The following is a 16,391-nucleotide window of genomic DNA, read 5'->3' as shown; positions in this document are numbered from 1 at the left end:
CGATGGCCTGGCGAATCCGCGCCTCAGGCCGTCGCGCGCTCCTCGGGAAACTCCGCCAGCCGGTAGTCGTTGCGGCCCGCGCCCTTGGCCTGGTAGAGCATCTCGTCGGCGGCGAGCATCAGCTGCGTGGCGGTCGCCGCGCTGCCGGCGACATGGAAGGCCACCCCCACGCTGGCGCTGACGTCGATGCGGCAGCCGCTCAGCATGTAGGGCCGGCTCAAGGCGTCGACGATCTTGGCGGCGATGCGTGCCGCGGTCTGGGCGTCGGCCACCTGCCCGATGATCACCGTGAACTCGTCGCCGCCGACGCGGGCGACGAAATCGCGTGCCCGCAGGGCCTGGACCAGCCGGTCGGCCACTTCGCGCAGCAAGGCATCGCCGGTGCCATGGCCGAACTGGTCGTTGACCTGCTTGAAGCGGTCGAGGTCCAGGAACATCAAGGCCGCCACGCGGCCTCCCCCGGGCGCCGCCGCCAGCGTTTCCTCGAGCCGCCGGTTGAAGCCGGCACGGTTGGCCAGCCCCGTGAGCGGGTCCTCGTGCGCGAGCTGCAGCAGGCGCTTCTCTTCCTGCTTCTGGCGCGTGACATCGGTCGAGACCGCGTGGAAGCCCGTGAGGACGCTGCCGTCGATGCCGCGCTGGGGAATGTAGTTCGACTCGAAGCAGGCATAGCCGCCGTCGCTGACCAGCTCGCTCTGGAACGTGACCGGCTCCCCTTGCAGGGCCCGGGCCACGTGGGCCTCGATGGAATGAAAGCGGCTGCCGAAAAGCTCCTTCACCGTCCGGCCGACGATCGCCTCCCGCGGGATGCCGAAGGCGCCTTCGTAGGCCCGGTTCACGAACCTGTAGCGCTGCGAGGTGTCGATGAACGCCACCCGCATCGGCAGCGCATCGGCGATGGTGCGCAATCGCGCCTCGCTCTCGAAGAGCGCGACCTCGGTGGCCTTGGCTTCCGAGATGTCGCGCATGATGCCCGAGAAGCGTTCGATCTTGCCAGCCTTGTCGCGGTGGGCGATGACCATGTGGCTGACCGGAAACACGTCCGCCGGATGGGCGCCGCAGATGTCCGATTCGCCCACCCAGACGCCGCGGGAAACGGCCGTGGGGACGATGGTTTCCCGCAGCCTCAGCAGGGTGGCCGGCGGCATGAAGTCAGCCATCGTGAAATGCGTGACAGGCGCGTCCTGGGCCACGCCGGTGCGCAGGCGCGCCGCCGGATTCATATAGCTCAGGCGGCCATGCTTGTCGAGTTGCACCACGTAGTCGGTGGTCTTCTCGAAGATCGCGGTCTGGGTGCGCAGCGCCTGCTCGGCCAGCGTGCGCTCGGTGATGTCGATCAGGGTGCCGACCTGGCCGACCACCCGGCCGGCGGCGACGATCGGCTGCATCTGCAGGGACACCAGCACGCTGCTGCCGTCGGTACGCCGGATCCAGCGCTTCAACTGGAACGGCTCGTTGCTGGCCACCCGCGTGAGCCATTGCCGCCATGTCTCCTCGCGTTGCTCGGGCCGGACGCACCCGAGCCAGCCATTGGCCGCTTGTGCCCGCTCGATCCCGTGGATGGCCAGGTAGGCGTCGTTGACGTCGACCATGCGCCCCCGCTCGTCGCAACGAAAGAGGCCGACCGGCGCGGCATCGGACAGCGCGGCCTTTTCGCTGCGCTGCGTGCGCAACTCGGTCATCAGCGCATCGAACTCGCGCGCGAGGTCGCCGTACTCGTCGTTCGCGCGCACGTCCAGCAACACCGGCGCGTCGGGATTGCGGCGCAGGCGCCGGATCACCGAATGCAAAGAGCCGAGCGGGCGCACCAGCCACAGCGTGCCGGCCCACACCAGGGCGCCGGTCACCACCGCGAGCAGCAGCATCTGGAGCAGCAGCGCCCGGCGCGCCTTCGCCAGCGGCGCATAGGCGGTCCGGGCCGGCAACACCACATGCACGTTCCAGCCGGTGGCCGCGATCTTCGCGCTGCTTTCGAGGTCGTCGGGCTGGCGCCATTCGGTGTCGGCCTTCCCGCCTCGCACCGGCTGAAGCACGCGAGCCGGGTCGGGGTGGACGACGTAGACCGGCGACTCGCCGCCGGAGTCGACGATGTAGTAGCCCTCGCCGCTCAGGCGCGCCGCCGCCAGGTTGCCCAGCATGTTCGGCCGATGCAGGTTCAGGCCGCCACCGAGCACGCCCAGCACGCGCCCGTCGGCGTCCTTGACCGGCACCGCCATCAGCACCGCCGACTCGCCGCTGGTGCGCGCGTTCAGCGGCTGCGAGACCGCGGCGACCCCGGTGTCGCGGGCCCGCCGGAAATATTCGCGGTCCGCCACGCTGACCTCCTTGGCGACCGGCGGCGGCTCGGCCTGGAGGATGTTGCCCGCGACGTCGATCAGTGCGATGCCGTCGAACATCGGGCGGAGACCGCTGTGGGCGAGGAACGGCGCACGCCGCCCGGGATCGTAGAAGGTCGCGGCATCGCCGCGCCGCGCTTCTCGCGACAGCGTCGCGAGGTGCATCGCGAGCTTGTAGTCGAGGTCCGCGGCCGCTGCTTGCGCGAGGCCCTGGAGCTGCTGGCCGAGCAGTGCCGTGTATCCGCGCGACAACTGCCGGTACTGCCAGGCCGCGGTGGCGCCGACCAGCATCAGCACGAGCGAGGTCGTCAACAGCGCGGATCGGGTGGGCAGGTTCATGCGCATGCGCTTCATCACTCGGCGTCCCCCCAGGCGATCGGCGGCAGGGACGCGATGACCGGCCGCGAGAAGAGGTAGCCCTGGAACAGCTTGACACCGATGCCGCGCAGCGCGCGCAGCTCGTCGCGCGTCTCGATGCCCTCGGCGACGACGCGCACGCGCAGCTCGCCGCAGGTCTGGACGAAGCCGCGCACGATGGCCAGGCGCACCGGATCGGCATCGACGCCCCGCACCAGGCTCATGTCGACCTTGACGATGTCGGGCTGGAAGCCCGCCAGCAGCTCGAAGCCCGCATAGGCAGCGCCGAAATCGTCGATGGCCGAGGTGAAGCCGTAGCACTTGAAGGTCTTGAACGACGCCGCCAGGCCGGGCAGGTTCTGCACCCGTTCGCCCTCCGTGAGTTCGAACATCAGCTGTTCGACCGGGAAGCCGAAGCGCGCCGCAGCGGCCATCGCGCTGCGAAAGCACTGCTCCTGGCCGGCCACGTCGTTGGGCATGACGTTGAGGCTCAGCTTGGCCCGCATGCCCAGCCGGGCCGCCAGTTCGATGGCGCGCATGCGGCAGGCCTCATGGAAGGCGAAGCGCTGCTCGGGGCCGACCTGCCCCAGCACCTCGAGCGCGCCCTCCCCCTCGAGCCCCCGCACGAGTGCCTCATAGGCGAAGACCGCGCGCTCGTCGGCGTCCACGATGGGCTGGAATGCCATGGTGAAGGCGGGGAGGGTGGGGGAAGCCATCTCTCCTCTATCGGCGCTCGGCGCCGAAACTTGAGTGCCGGGCACCGAGCGCTCAGAAGGCGTGCTCCCCGACCACCCGCCGCACCGCCCTCAAGCCACTGTCCAGGCTGTCGAGCGCGACCGAGCCGAGCGCCAGGCGCAGGGCGTGCGGCACCTGCCGCGAGATCGCAAAGGGCTCGGCCGTCGACACCGAAACCCCTTCGCGCATCAGCGCCGCCGCGACCCGGTCGGCGCGGACCTCTTCGGGCAGCGGCAGCCAGGCGAAGTACGACGACGGATGGCGCACGCAGCGCAGGCCGGCGAGCGCGGCACCGGCCATCGACTGGCGCAGAGCGGCGTCCTGTCGCTTCTCGGCCTCGAGCCGGGCGACCGTGCCGTCCTCCAGCCAGCCGCAGGCGATCCCTGTCGTCACGCCCGGCGCGCACCAGGTGGTGGCCCGGATCGCGCGCTCGATCCTCGGCACCCAGGCCTGGGGCGCGACCACGAAGCCCACGCGCAGCCCGGTCGCCACGCTCTTCGACAGGCCCGAAACGTAAACCGTGCGGTCCGGCACCAGCATCGCCATCGGCGGCGGCGGGTTGTCGGCCAGGAAGGCATAGGCCGCGTCCTCGATGACGAGCAGGCCGTGCTGCCGGGCGATCGCGGCCAGGCGGCGACGACGGGTCGCGCTCATCACCCAGCCGAGCGGGTTGTGAAGGGTCGGCATCGTGTAGACGGCCCGAACCCGGCGCCGCGCGCACAACCGTTCCAGCGCATCCAGGTCGGGCCCCTGCCCCGCGGCCGGAATGGGCGCCAGTTCCAGCCGCTGGGCCTCGGCGAGGACCTTGAATCCCGGGTAGGTCAGCGCATCGACCGCGACCACGTCGCCCGGCTGCAGCAGCGCCATCACCGTCACCGCCAGGCCGTGCTGCGCGCCGTCGACGATCAATACCGAAGACGCATCGGCCGCCAGCCCCCGCGACGCGAGGTGCCGGGCGATGCAGGCGCGTTCGTGCATGCGCCCGCCATGGGGCGCATAGCGCAGCATCGCTTCCAGATCGCCGCCGGCGGCGATCTGCCGCAGGGCCGCGCGCAGCAGCTCGGCTCCACCAGGCCTGCCGCCACGGCCTGCTGGTCGACGCCCTGGCCGAATGGAAGCGCCGCCTCGCGAACGAAGGTGCCGCGCCCGACCTCGCCGCTGACCAGGCCCATGGCCTCGAGCTCCGCATACACGCGCGACGCCGTGACCAGGGCCAGGCCGTGGCGCTCGGCCAGCCGGCGATGGGTGGGCAGGCGCGTACCCGGCGGGAGATGCCCGGTCCGGATCTCGGCCGCGAGTTCATCGACCAGCTGCTTGTATCGGGCTTCGGCCATCACTCGGTGTATTCATGACAATTTTTTGATTGTATTGATCGCTGCGCCTACGATGGCATCACCATGCACATTGCCATCCTCACCTTCGACGGCTTCAACGAACTGGATTCGCTGATCGCCCTCGGCGTCCTGAACCGCATCAAGAAGCCTGACTGGCGCGTGACGCTGTGCTGCCCGACGGCGGAAGTCAGGTCCATGAACGGCGTCACCGTGCGCGCCCAGTCGTCGCTCGCGGACGCTCGAGATGCGGATGCCGTCGTCGTCGGCAGCGGCGTGCGGACACGGGAGGTCGTCGACGACCCCGTGCTGATGGGGCGCCTGGCACTCGACCCCGGCCGGCAGCTGATCGCGGCCCAGTGTTCCGGCACCTTGATCCTGGCCAGGCTCGGCCTGCTCGGCAGCGTGCCGGCATGCACCGACCTGACCACCAGACCCTGGGTGCAGGCGGCCGGCGTCAAAGTCCTGAACCAGCCCTTCCATGCACGCGGCAACGTCGCCACCGCGGGTGGCTGCCTGGCCTCGCCCTACCTGGCGGCCTGGATCATCGCCCGCACCGAAGGACACGAGGCCGCGAGGGCGGCGCTGCACTACGTGGCGCCCGTGGGCGAGAAGGAAGCGTACGTCGCCAACGCCTTCGGACAGATCGCACCGTATCTGCCGCAATAGCGCCGCTAGACGGCCTTCGGCACTGCGGCGCCAGCGGCGGCGGCGGCGCCATACACGAGTCTGCCCTTGTGAAATACGGCATTGCGGACAGATAGACGAGCAACAGCTTCAGCCCACGGGCCGCCGTAGAAGGTCTTGTCGAGGTGGATGTGCATGTCCCGAAACGTCGGCAGCATCACTGCCCTTGCGCGTCGTAGACCGCGGCGTCTGGAGGAACAGGCGACTTCGTCGCCAGGACCTCGGCAACCGTGCCACTGGCGATGCGCAGCGTCTTCAGTTCGGTCTGGGTGCGAGTGATGACCGGCGTATCGAGCCAGGGCTCGTCCGCAATCTGACGCACGAGCGTGGGCTTCAGGGCAGCCTCAGCCCCCGGGCTTCTTCGCCGCCGCTGCCGCCTCGTCGTCGATCGCCTTGCGCACCGCCTTGTAGAAGTCCTCTCGCGCCATGCTGTCGGCACGGTCGTTGGCCCCGCCCGCCCAGTCGCCGTTGGAGGCGATCACCAGCCTGCGCTTCGGATCGATGAAGATGCCCTGGCCGAAGATGCCGCGCGCCGCGAAGCTGCCGTCGTCGTAGGTCCACCACTGGAAGCCGTAGCCTCGGCCCGGCTGCCCGATGTCGGCCTGTCGCGTGGTGGCCTCGGCCAGCCAGCCGTCCGCCACCACGGGCTGCCCGCCGGCACGCGCGCCGTCGAGGACGAACTGCCCGAAGCGCGCGAAGTCGCGCGTGGCCGCCTGGATGCAGCAGCCGCTGATCTCCTGGCCGGTGCGGCTCAGGAGCCAGGTCGCCTGCTGCTCCATGCCGGCCGGCACCCAGATCTTCTCCGACAGGTAGCTGGCCAGCGGCTTGCCCGTCGCCCGCGCGACCAGCACGCCCACCAGGTTGGTCTCGCCGGTGCTGTAGTTCCAGCGCGTGCCGGGCGGCACTGCCCGCGGCAGCTTGCGCAGATAGCTCACGAGCGCATCGACGCCTTCCTCGGGCTGGTGGTTGTTGAAGCGCGCCACGTCCGAGTCCGGATCGGCGTAGTCCTCGTTCCAGCGCACGCCCGAGGTCATGGTCAGCAGCTGGCGGATGCTGACCTCGTCATAGGCCGAGCCCTTCATCTCCTGGATGTAGTCGCTGACCTTGTCGTCGAGGCTGCGGATCTTGCCGTCGCGCACGGCGGCGCCGAGCAGCGTGGAAGTGATGGACTTCGCCACCGAGAAGCTGGTCCAGCGCCCGTCGCGGTCGAAGCCCAGGCCATAGCGCTCCAGGCGCAGTTTGCCGTCATGGAGGATCAGCAGTGCGGCACTCCTTTGCTGGGCCATGTAGGCGTCGACATCCAGTGGCAGGGCCAGTGGCGGGCCCGGCGGCAACGGCGAGGGCTTGCCGCCAGCGGCGACGACATGGGCCTTGGCCAGCACCGGCAGGCGATCGAGGGCCCGGAAGGCGGCGTCGCGCTGCGGCTGGCTCCAGAACAGCAGGTCGCGGTCGGTCGGCAGCGTGGCGAGCAGCCCGCGCGTTTCCTTGTCCAGGCTGAACCAGCCCGCGGTTCCGGCGATGGCGGCGACCGCGAGCGCGCCGAGGATGATCTTGCCGAGCTTCATGCTTCGACCCGCTGAAGTGATGATGTGCAGCGCATTGGACAGCAATCCGGACGCACCGGACAAGCGCGGCCCTCGGGCCTTCCCCGCCCTGCCCCCCCTCCGCCAAGGAGGGGTATCCAAATCGGCCCCCCTTCCAAAATTCCGCCTGTCCCGCAAGCACACCGGGTGGTCGAGGCTGGCCCTCGCCAGCGCTCGATCGCTTCACTTCCTTGCCCTATTTCCAACACCGCAGAGACCCCATGAAGAAAACCCTGATCGCCCTGACCGTCCTCGCCGCCGGCGGCGCTTCCGCCCAGTCCTCCGTCACGATGTTCGGCGTCGTCGACGCCACGGTCAGCGGCTATTCGAACAAGGCCGAGACGCCGTTCGGCGTCGGCGTCACGACCAGCAGCACCGGGCAGAACAGCTCGGGCTACACCGGCAGCCGCCTGGGCTTCCGCGGCACCGAGGACCTCGGCGGCGGTGCCGCTGCCAGCTTCTGGCTCGAGGCCGGGATACTCAACGACACCGGCAACGGCGTCACCCCCAGCGGTGGCCTGGCCTTCAACCGCCGCTCCACGGTCAGCCTGTCGGGCGCCCTGGGCGAGGTCCGCCTCGGCCGGGACTACACGCCCACCTTCTGGAACGACGCCGTGATGGATCCGTTCACCTCCAACGGCGTGGGCATCAACCTGATCGCCACCGCGAGCGGCTTCAACACTCCGGGCCAGGTGGCCAACGGCTTCCAGGGCAATCCCAACTATGTCCGGGCCTCCAACTCGGTGGGCTACTTCCTGCCGCCGAACCTGGGCGGCTTCTACGGCCAGCTCATGTACGCCTTCAACGAGGCGACCAAGTACGACCCCGGCACGCTGACCCCGAACGTGCCCAACAGCCAGCGCGCCGGCCGCTATGTCGGCGGTCGCTTCGGCTACGCCAAAGGCCCGCTGGACGTCGCCGTGGCGGCCGCCCGCAGCACCATCGGGGACCAGTTCTTCCAGGGCACCACGAGCTATCTGGACATCTGGAACCTCGGCGCCACCTACGACTTCGGCGTCGTCAAGCTGTTCGGCGAGTACTCGCACAACAAGACCAAGACCGACTTCTCCGGCATCCCGCCGCTGCCCAATGCCTTCGGTTTCACCAGCCCCGGTGCCAACGGCGCCCTGGTCGGCGCCACCGTGCCGGTCGGACCCGGCCTGATCCGCGCCGTCTACACCCAGGTCAAGTACAACAACGTCACCGCCCTGAACCAGCTCATCCCCGGCCTGTCGCCGGATCCGAAGTCGGAGAAGTTCGCCCTCGGCTACGTGTACAACCTGTCGGCGCGCACGGCCGTGTACGCGACCGCGGCACGCATCGACAACAAGGGCGGCGCCGACCTCACGGTGGGCGGGCCGGCCTTCTACGCGAAACCGATCAATGGCGTCATGCCGACCGCCAAGACCTCCACCGGCTACGACGTCGGCATCCGCCACATCTTCTGAGATCGGCCGCCAGCGCACTCACCATGAACATCCCCAAGGACTACACCCTGGCCGCGCTGAAGGCGCATGTCGGCCATGACTTCGGCCACGCGGCCCCCGTGCTGCTCGACCAGCGGCGCATCGACAGCTTCGCCGGCTGCACCGGCGACAGCCAGTGGATCCATGTCGACGTCGATCGTGCCCGCACGCAGGGGCCGTTCGGCCACACGATCGCGCACGGCCTGCTGGTGCTGTCGCTGATTCCGGCGGCGCATTTCGAGCTCGGCGTCTATCCGGCCGACGCGAGCGGCGTGCTCAACTATGGCTTCGACCGCGTGCGATTCCTCGCGCCGGTGCCGAGCGGCAGCTATGTCCGCCTGCAGGTGGAACTGGTGGAGGTCACCGAGAAGCAGCCCGGCCAGTGGCTGGTCCGCTGCCGCAACACGGCGCATGCCCGCGGCGAGGCATGGGGCGCCGTGATGGTGGCCGAATCGCTGGCGCTGGTGATGGCATGAACACGGGCGCACACATCCGCGACGACCTGCCGCGCGACGGCACGCGGCTCGCCGATTCCCTGGTCGCGCTCGCCGCCGCCGTCGGCACCCGTCCGGTCGAGGCCCTGCAGAGCCTGCACCGGTCCGGCGCGGCCCTGCTGGATGTCGCCATCGGCCGCTCGACCGTCGAGCCCGCCGCCGGCGACCGCCGCTTCGACGATCCTGCCTGGCAGGGCAATCCGCTCTATCGCGGCCTGATGCACAGCCACCTGGCGCTGGTGCGGGAAGCCCAGCGCCTGGCCGGCGAACTCGATCTGTCGCCACGCGACGAGGCCCGCACCCGCATGGCGCTGGGCATGGTCGCCGACACTTTGGCGCCGACCAACACGCTGCTGGGCAACCCGGCGGCGCTGCGCCGCACGCTCGATACCGGCGGGCGCAACCTGCTCGACGGCGCACGCAACCTGGTGACCGACTGGCGCGACAACGGCGGCCTGCCGGCGATGGTTGACGGCACCGCCTTCGGCGTCGGCGAGAACCTCGCGGTCACGCCCGGCTCGGTCGTCTATCGGCATGCGATGCTGGAGCTGGTCCAGTACCGGCCGCAGACGCAGAAGGTGCACGGCACGCCGCTCTTCATCGTGCCACCTCAAATCAACAAGTACTACATCTGGGACCTCGCGCCCGGCCGCAGCCTGATCGAGCACCTGGTGCAGCAGGGCTTCCAGGTCTTCGTCGTGAGCTGGTTCGATCCCGGCGCAGAGCAGTCGGGCTGGGGGCTGGAAGACTATGTGCTGGCGCTCGAAGAGGCCATGCAGGCCGTGCGCGACATCTCCCGCGCGCCGCAGATGCACGTGCTGGGTGCCTGCTCCGGCGGCATCACGGCATCGGCCCTGCTCGCCTACCTGGCGGCCAAGGGCAGCGACTGGGCCCGAAGCCTCACGCTGCTGGTGTCGCTGCTCGACGTGCAAGGCATCGCCGACAGTTCCATGGGCCTGTTCGCGCACCTCGAGACGCTCGAGCTCGCGCGCACGGCCAGCGGGGGCAGCGGCGTGCTGCAGGGCAAGGACCTGGCAAAGGTCTTCGCCTGGCTGCGGCCGAACGAGCTGATCTGGAACTACTGGGTCAACAACTACCTGATGGGCGAGAAGCCGCCGACCTTCGACGTCCTCTACTGGAACTCCGACACCACCCGCCTGCCCGCACGGCTGCATGCCGACTTCATCGCGCTGCTGGAGACCAACGCGCTGGCGCACGAAGGCGGCCTCTCGATCGGCGAGCTGCCGCTGTCGCTCGCCAACGTTGGCTGCGACAGCTACATCGTCGCCGGCCGCACCGACCACATCACGCCCTGGGAGGGCTGCTACCAGACGCGCCGCATGCTCGGCGGGCACAGCGAGTTCGTGCTGACATCGAGCGGGCACGTGCAATCCATCGTCACGCCGCCCGGCGGCAAGAAGGCGTCGTTCCTGACCAACACCGGTGCGCACGACACGCCCGAGCGCTTCGAGTCGGGCGGCCAGGCGAACGAAGGTAGCTGGTGGCCGCACCTCACGGCCTGGCTCGCGGCGCGTTCCGACGCGCAGAAGCGGGCGCCGGCCCGCGAAGGCTCACGCGACCATCCGGCCCTGTGCGCGGCACCGGGAACCTACGTGCTCGGGCCCACCGGGTCGGCGGCCGAATGAAGGCCGGGGTCCGACCTCTGGAGACCTTCCCGGTCCGCATCGGAACCCAGCGCCTGCGCGTCGCCATCGGCGGCGCGCCGGACGCCGAACGCACCCTGCTGCTGTTCAATGGCATCGGCGCCAGCGTCGAGACGCTGGCGCCTTTCATTGCCCGCTTCTCGCACACCCGGGTCGTCACCTTCGATGCGCCGGGCGTCGGCGAATCGCCCGCGCCCTGGCTGCCCTACCGTCCGCGCGACATCGCGCGCCTGGGCGCCGACTTGCTCACCCACCTGGGCGTGCAGCGCGCCCATGTGTTCGGCGTCTCGTGGGGCGGTGCCGCGGCGCAGGAGTTCGCGATCAACCATCCGCGCCGCTGCAGCACGCTGACGCTGGCCGCCACCTGCGCCGGCATCGTCATGGTGCCGGGCCGGCTCAACGTGCTGCTGAAGATGCTGAGCCCGCGGCGCTATGTCGATCCGGCCTATTTGATGCGCATCGGCGGCGACCTCTACGGCGGCGAACTGCGCTTGGAGACCGAGCTGCTGCAGCTGCATGCGCAATCCATGCGCAGCCCGAGCTGGCACGGCTACTTCTACCAGCTGCTGGCCACCGCGGGCTGGACCAGCTGGCCCTGGCTGAAGCGGGTGCAGGCGCCGGCGCTGGTGATGATGGGCAGCGACGATCCGATCGTGCCGCCGGTCAACGGCCGCATCATCGCGGCCGGGCTGCCCCGGGCGACGCTGGAGATGGTCGACTGCGGGCATCTCTTCGTGCTGACCCGCGCCGCGCAGACCGCGCGGCGCGTCGAGAGGTTCATGGACCAGCACGCGGCGGCAACGGCCTAGATGAGTCCGCGCAACCGGCGCTGGGCGCGGTCGAGCCCGACGACCAGGCGATTCTCGATGCCTTCGGCCTCCGTGATCCGCTCGTCGAACCAGATCGCGTCCGCGCTCGCGACCTCGGACATCTTCTGCATCATGGCGACGATCAGGGCGTTGTGGTCCCTGATCAGCCCGTCCCAGAGATCGACATCCGCCTGGGCGCCTTGTATTTCCACGTAGCTGGCCGTCATGCTTGTCTCCTGCGCTCGTGTGCCGCATAGCGTAGCACTGCGACGTGCCGGGAGCGAGCGGGGTTGAGACGGCCCGGTCACTCCTCCGGAGCGTTCAGGATGTACATGGCCTCGAGCAGCGGCGAGGGCCGGGCGCCGGCCGGGAAGGACTGGCGGAACACCTCGGTGATCGCACCGCTGCGGTAGGTCTCGGCCAACCCGCGGTTCACCGCCAGCCGCAGGTCGGCGTCGCGCCGCATCATCAGCGCGTAAGGCTCGATGGACAAGTAGTCGTCGCTGAGCTTGAGCGCCACCGTGGAGGGCTGGCCGAGCGCTTCGCCCAGCAGGATGAGGCGGTCGGTGGCGTAGGCGTCGATGCGGGCGGTGCGCACCGCCGCGATGCCCTCGGTGTGCGTCTGCATGGGGACCAGCACGGGCGCGATGCCGCGCGCCGACAGCCTCTTGAGTACCGCCTCGGTGGTAGTTCCGGGAATGACGCCCACGCGCTTGCCGTTCAGGTCGGCCGGACGCGCCATGGGCGACGAGGCCTGGGTCACGAAGGAGGCGCCCTCGACCCAGATCGTGTTGCTGAAATCCACCTGCTGCTCGCGGCCCAGCGTGCGCGTGGTGCTGCCGCATTCGATGTCCACGGTGCCGTCGTTCACCGCCTGCATCCGCGTGGCGGCGGTCACCGGAACCCACTGCACATCGAGCTTGGGCAGCTTGAGCTGCGCCTGGATGGAAGCCGCCACCCGCTGGCACAAGGCCACCGAGTAGCCGGCCGGCTTGCCGTCGGCGCCCTTGAAGGAGAAGGGCTGGGCGTCCTCCCGGTAGCCGAGCTTGAGTGTCTGCGTCTGCGCGACCCGCGGCAGCGGAGCACCGGCTGCCGCGCCGGGCGGGTTGGCGCAGGCGCCGAGCAAGGCAGAGACGAGCACGAGCGCACACGGCGCCAGCAACCGAGCTTTCATGGATTCCTCCTGCCCCACATGACCGGGAGCGGGTGCATTGTGCTTGCCGGCGTCAGCCTCGTCCATGCCCGCTCGACGGACCGCCGAAGGCCCCATCGTCATAGGCCGCGGCATAGACCGCCCAGTCCGCGCGCACCTGGGCGGCACATTCGGCCGCCGCATCGAGCAGGCGGTCCCGCCACTTCGCGCGGCCGCCGAAATCGATCAATTCGTCGGCGGTGGCCGATCCTTCGCGCCCGGAACTGCGAAGCTGGGCCCACGCCACCAGCTTGCCCATCACCGCGATCACGCCTTCGAGGTCGGCGAGGTTCCTGGCCGACTGGCCGCCGAGCACGACCCGGTCCTCGGTCGGCTGCAATGCGCGCAACACGTAGGGCGTACCGCCGGCGACGATCGGCTGCAGAAAGGCCATCGACACCGCCTGCAGGCGACGCTGAAGCGCCACCACGCGGTGCGCCTGCGACTTCCACTTCGGCTGCGCCACCTTCAGGTGCGGCACCAGCGACGACGCAAGCGCCTGCTTGAGATCGAGTACGTAGTTGCCGTCCGGCGACCCCTTGCCCTCGACCAGGATCGCATAGCGGTCGACGCCCAGGCTGCCGGTGCCCGCAATGCGGCGCGCCACATCGAGCACCTGGTAGAAGTCCGGGTTCGGCTGCGCCTCGGCGTACTGCGCGACCACCGCACGGACGGCCGCTTCCTGCGCCTTGTCGACGCCGAGCGCCTTCTTGCCGTCGATCCGCAGCACGCGGCGACGCTCCCTGAGTTCGGTGCGCGAAGCAAGGAACTGCGTGCGCTGCCGCTCCCGCAGGCCGTCGAGCAGCGCCCGCACCAGGCCCTGCGCCGTGTCGCGCTCCACCCAGTAGGCCTTGCCCGCGCGAAGGGTGGTCGCATAGCTTTCGAGGAAGATCTCGCAGAGCTTGCGCGTTTCGCGGCGGCGTGCCGTGAGCGTCTCGCCACCGACCCACAGGCTCGCCAGGAAGCGGACCAGGTCCCAGCTCACCGGCGCCAGCGCCGCCTCGTCGAAGTCGTTGATGTCGAAGTAGACCAGCCGGTTGTCGCCCTTGTAGCTGCCGAAATTCTCGAGATGCAGGTCGCCGCAGACCCACCCCGGAGGCGCCGACCGGAAGATGCCGCTGCCCGGAAGCCGGCCGTAGAAGAGATGGCAGGTGCCGCGCAGGAACACGAACGGGCTGGTGCGCATGTTGCGGAATTTGAGCTGCAGCCGCTCCGGTTCCCGGTTCGCGTTGAAGGAGAGGATCTCGCGTACGACGTCCATGTCTTGAGCCTAGCACTGCACGTACACTGATGCCCGACCGCATGGAGACGACATGAGCAACCGCGTGCTGGACCCGATCGATCGCAACTCGGAGATCCTGTTCGGACTCTTCATGGTCCTGACCTTCACCGGCACGCTGAGCGTGGCTTCGGCCGGACCGAAGGAGGTGCGCGCGATGCTGATCGCGGCCATCGGCTGCAACATCGCATGGGGCCTCGTCGACGGCGTGATGTTCATGCTGCGCCGCGTCGTCGGCCGCGCGCGCCAGGCGATGCTCTGGCGCCGGGTGGTCTCCAGCCAGCAACCCGAAGAGGCACATGGACTGATCGCCCAGGAGATCGGCCCGCTGTCGGATGCGCTCGGGCGCCAGGATTTCGAACGCACGCGCCAATGGATGCTGGCCCAGCCCGCGCACGTCGCGCCGGCCCGCGTGCTGAAGCGGAAGGACCTGGTCGGCGGCCTGGGCGTCTTCCTGCTGGTCTTTCTTTCGACCTTTCCGCCGACGCTGCCCTTCCTTTTCTTCTCCGACCTGCGCAGTGCGATGCGCGCGTCCGCCGCGATCGCGATCGTGATGCTGTTTCTCTGCGGCTACGAATGGGGCCGCTACGCCGGCACCCCGCCCTGGCGGGCCGCACTGCTGATGGTCGTGCTGGGCGTGACCATCGAACTGATCGTCATCGCGCTGGGCGGTTGAACGCGCGGCCCCGCGGCCGGCCTTCCCCCTCCTTCGCGGAGGGGGCCGCCGGGACGTCCGGCCCCTAGAGTTGCGGCACAGACCCCACGGGCCTGCCCATTGCCGCGCCACCCGGGTGTGGCCACCTTCCACAGGAGCACAGCATGCATTCGCCCGAGCCCACGCTGACGGTCGAGGTCTACTTCGATTTCGTCTGCCCCTGGTGCCTGATCGGCAAGCGCCAGCTCGACGCCGCCGCCAGCCGTCTCGCCGAACTGCGGCCCGATGTGCGGCTGCGCATGGTCTGGCATTCGTACCCCTTGCTGCCCGACGTGCCGGCGGGCGGCCTGCCTTACCAGGCCTTCTATGTGGCCCGCCTGGGCAGCCCCGAAGCCGTCGCCCGGCGGCGCGCGCAGGTGCTGCAGGCCGGCCAGGCGGCCGGGGTCCCGTTCGCCTTCGACCGGATCGCCATGATGCCGAACACGGCCGCCGCCCACGCGCGGGTCGCGCAGGCGGCCGCGGTCGGCACCGAGGTCCAGCAGCGCCAGCTGATCGACCGCATCTTCATGGCCTACTTCAACTGCGGCCAGGACATCGGCGACGCCTCCATGCTCGCGCAGCTGGCGCGCGAATGCGGGCTGCCGGCCGAGGCTCCCGTCCCTGGCGGCGAGCGCGCCCAGGGCCGCCACCCTCAGGCCAAGGTGCGCCACCTGGTCAGCGGGGTGCCCTTCTTCGTGTTCGACGCATCGCTGGCGCTGGCCGGCGCCGTGTCGGCCGACACGCTGCTGGACGCCATGCTGCGCGCACTCACTCCGGCTTGAAGTCGATCGACTTGAGCACCTCGCCCACGCGCCGGTAGTCTGCCGCTAGCGAACCCGTGAGCTCCTCGGGCTTGCGGGTGCCGCCGGCCTCCAGCCCGGTGTCGAGCAGGTGCGCGCGCAGCGCCGGCTGGGCCAGCGCCCTCAGCGTCGCCTCCCGCACGCTGGCCTGCACCGCGGCGGGCACGTCGGGCTTGAGCCAGAGGCCCATCCACGAGACGGTCTCCAGCTGCGGATAGCCCAGCTCGGCAAAGGTCGGCACCTCGGGCAGCAGGGGCGAGCGCTTGGGCGTGCTCACCGCGAAGGCCTTGATCTTGCCGGCCTTGATCAACGGCAGCGAAGTCGCGATGCCGTCGAACATCAGCGGCACGTGGCCGCCCATCACGTCGGCGAGCGCCGGCGTGGAGCCCTTGTAGCCGACGTGCGTCATGTCGATGCCGGCCGCCTTGTTGAGCTGCAGCCCCGCCACGTGCGACACCGTGCCAGGGCTGTACGAGGCATAGCTCACCTTGCCGGGGTTGGCCTTGACCCAGGTCAGGAGCTCGCGGAAGTTCTTCGCCGGCACCGTGGGTGCGCCGACCATCACCAGGCCGCCGTGGCCGAGTTCCGCCACCGGCTTGATCTCCTTGGCCATGTCCACCCGCAGCTTGATGATGTGCGGGATCTCGCTCACCAGCGAGTTGACGCCCACCAGCAGGGTGTGGCCGTCGTGCGGCGCGATCGAAAGCTCGTTGACCGCGAGCACGCCGCCCGCGCCGGGCTTCGGGTCGACCACGAAGGGCTGGCCGGTGTCCCTCGACAACTGGTCTGCCACCAGGCGCGCGATGATGTCGGCGGTGCCGCCGGCCGGACCGGCGACGATCACGCGCACCATCTTCTCGGGCCATTTCGCTGTCGGCTGGGCCTGCGCCATCGCGAGGCCCGAGACGCCAAGGCAGGACAGGCACGCGGCCTGGATCATCCGCCGCCGCCATTGATTCGGATTCAT

16 protein-coding genes and 1 pseudogene are annotated in these 16,391 nt (G+C 69.8%); 7 read left to right on the top strand and 10 right to left on the bottom strand.

Annotated features, from left to right (window positions below):
• Window positions 1–23: 23 nt before the first annotated feature.
• From QTI17_RS02895 to QTI17_RS02885, 3 genes and pseudogenes are all read right to left on the bottom strand, one after another.
• Window positions 24–2,672: a diguanylate cyclase domain-containing protein gene (locus QTI17_RS02895; RefSeq protein ID WP_286530875.1), complete on the bottom strand. Its 2,649-nt coding sequence runs from the start codon at window positions 2,670–2,672 to the stop codon at window positions 24–26.
• 14 nt (window positions 2,673–2,686) lie between these two features.
• Complete coding sequence (locus tag QTI17_RS02890) at window positions 2,687–3,376, bottom strand: EAL domain-containing protein (RefSeq protein WP_286530874.1); 690 nt, start codon at window positions 3,374–3,376, stop codon at window positions 2,687–2,689.
• Between the two features lie 82 nt (window positions 3,377–3,458).
• Window positions 3,459–4,759: pseudogene (locus QTI17_RS02885) on the bottom strand (aminotransferase-like domain-containing protein).
• A 63-nt stretch (window positions 4,760–4,822) separates the two neighbouring features.
• Here QTI17_RS02885 and QTI17_RS02880 point away from each other — a divergent pair.
• Window positions 4,823–5,425, top strand: a complete 603-nt coding sequence (locus QTI17_RS02880) for a DJ-1/PfpI family protein (RefSeq protein WP_286530873.1) — start codon at window positions 4,823–4,825, stop codon at window positions 5,423–5,425.
• A gap of 5 nt (window positions 5,426–5,430) precedes the next feature.
• On the opposite strand, the gene QTI17_RS02875 is transcribed toward QTI17_RS02880, so the two are convergent.
• Genes QTI17_RS02875 through QTI17_RS02865 form a run of 3 tightly spaced genes read right to left on the bottom strand, consistent with a single transcriptional unit; the run spans window position 5,431 to window position 7,008 of the window.
• Window positions 5,431–5,601 (bottom strand): hypothetical protein, encoded by a 171-nt coding sequence (locus tag QTI17_RS02875; RefSeq protein ID WP_286530872.1) that lies wholly within the window; start codon window positions 5,599–5,601, stop codon window positions 5,431–5,433.
• A complete protein-coding gene (locus QTI17_RS02870; RefSeq protein ID WP_286530871.1) occupies window positions 5,601–5,765 on the bottom strand; it encodes a hypothetical protein in 165 nt (54 codons plus the stop codon). Before QTI17_RS02870 ends, QTI17_RS02875 begins: the two co-directional genes overlap by 1 nt.
• A 22-nt stretch (window positions 5,766–5,787) precedes the next feature.
• Window positions 5,788–7,008, bottom strand: coding sequence for a serine hydrolase domain-containing protein (locus QTI17_RS02865; protein WP_286530870.1), 1,221 nt, complete (start codon window positions 7,006–7,008; stop codon window positions 5,788–5,790).
• 239 nt (window positions 7,009–7,247) lie between these two features.
• Here QTI17_RS02865 and QTI17_RS02860 point away from each other — a divergent pair, with 239 nt between their 5' ends.
• The 4 genes from QTI17_RS02860 to phaZ are packed head-to-tail and all read left to right on the top strand — an operon-like array spanning window position 7,248 to window position 11,459.
• The gene (locus QTI17_RS02860; RefSeq protein WP_286530869.1) at window positions 7,248–8,474 is read left to right on the top strand and encodes a porin; all 1,227 of its coding nucleotides are present in this window, start codon (window positions 7,248–7,250) and stop codon (window positions 8,472–8,474) included.
• Between the two features lie 23 nt (window positions 8,475–8,497).
• Window positions 8,498–8,968: a MaoC family dehydratase gene (locus QTI17_RS02855; RefSeq protein ID WP_286530868.1), complete on the top strand. Its 471-nt coding sequence runs from the start codon at window positions 8,498–8,500 to the stop codon at window positions 8,966–8,968.
• Complete coding sequence (locus QTI17_RS02850; RefSeq protein WP_286530867.1) at window positions 8,965–10,632, top strand: alpha/beta fold hydrolase; 1,668 nt, start codon at window positions 8,965–8,967, stop codon at window positions 10,630–10,632. The genes QTI17_RS02855 and QTI17_RS02850 overlap by 4 nt, the downstream gene beginning before the upstream one ends.
• Window positions 10,629–11,459: a poly(3-hydroxyalkanoate) depolymerase gene (phaZ, locus tag QTI17_RS02845; protein WP_286530865.1), complete on the top strand. Its 831-nt coding sequence runs from the start codon at window positions 10,629–10,631 to the stop codon at window positions 11,457–11,459. Before QTI17_RS02850 ends, phaZ begins: the two co-directional genes overlap by 4 nt.
• Here phaZ and QTI17_RS02840 read toward each other — a convergent pair.
• The 3 genes from QTI17_RS02840 to QTI17_RS02830 all read right to left on the bottom strand — a co-directional run bounded on the left by QTI17_RS02840 (window position 11,456) and on the right by QTI17_RS02830 (window position 13,912).
• On the bottom strand, window positions 11,456–11,686 hold the full coding sequence (locus tag QTI17_RS02840; RefSeq protein ID WP_286530864.1) for a hypothetical protein: 231 nt from the start codon (window positions 11,684–11,686) through the stop codon (window positions 11,456–11,458). The genes phaZ and QTI17_RS02840 overlap by 4 nt on opposite strands.
• A 77-nt stretch (window positions 11,687–11,763) precedes the next feature.
• Window positions 11,764–12,633 (bottom strand): amino acid ABC transporter substrate-binding protein, encoded by an 870-nt coding sequence (locus QTI17_RS02835; RefSeq protein WP_286530863.1) that lies wholly within the window; start codon window positions 12,631–12,633, stop codon window positions 11,764–11,766.
• A 52-nt stretch (window positions 12,634–12,685) separates the two neighbouring features.
• Entirely contained in the window at window positions 12,686–13,912 is a 1,227-nt protein-coding gene (locus QTI17_RS02830; RefSeq protein ID WP_286530861.1) for a DUF2252 domain-containing protein, read from the bottom strand.
• Between the two features lie 52 nt (window positions 13,913–13,964).
• On the opposite strand from QTI17_RS02830, the gene QTI17_RS02825 reads away from it, so the two are divergent.
• Window positions 13,965–14,606, top strand: a complete 642-nt coding sequence (locus QTI17_RS02825; protein ID WP_286530860.1) for a VIT1/CCC1 transporter family protein — start codon at window positions 13,965–13,967, stop codon at window positions 14,604–14,606.
• A 143-nt stretch (window positions 14,607–14,749) separates the two neighbouring features.
• Window positions 14,750–15,406 (top strand): DsbA family oxidoreductase, encoded by a 657-nt coding sequence (locus tag QTI17_RS02820; RefSeq protein WP_286530858.1) that lies wholly within the window; start codon window positions 14,750–14,752, stop codon window positions 15,404–15,406.
• Here the strand turns inward: QTI17_RS02820 and QTI17_RS02815 are convergent.
• Window positions 15,393–16,391: a Bug family tripartite tricarboxylate transporter substrate binding protein gene (locus tag QTI17_RS02815; protein WP_286530857.1), complete on the bottom strand. Its 999-nt coding sequence runs from the start codon at window positions 16,389–16,391 to the stop codon at window positions 15,393–15,395. The two genes, QTI17_RS02820 and QTI17_RS02815, sit on opposite strands and share 14 nt — an antisense overlap.

Source organism: Variovorax sp. J31P179 (genome assembly GCF_030316985.1).
Classification (GTDB): domain Bacteria; phylum Pseudomonadota; class Gammaproteobacteria; order Burkholderiales; family Burkholderiaceae_C; genus Variovorax; species Variovorax ginsengisoli_B.
This window is presented reverse-complemented; position numbering and strand designations above follow the sequence as displayed.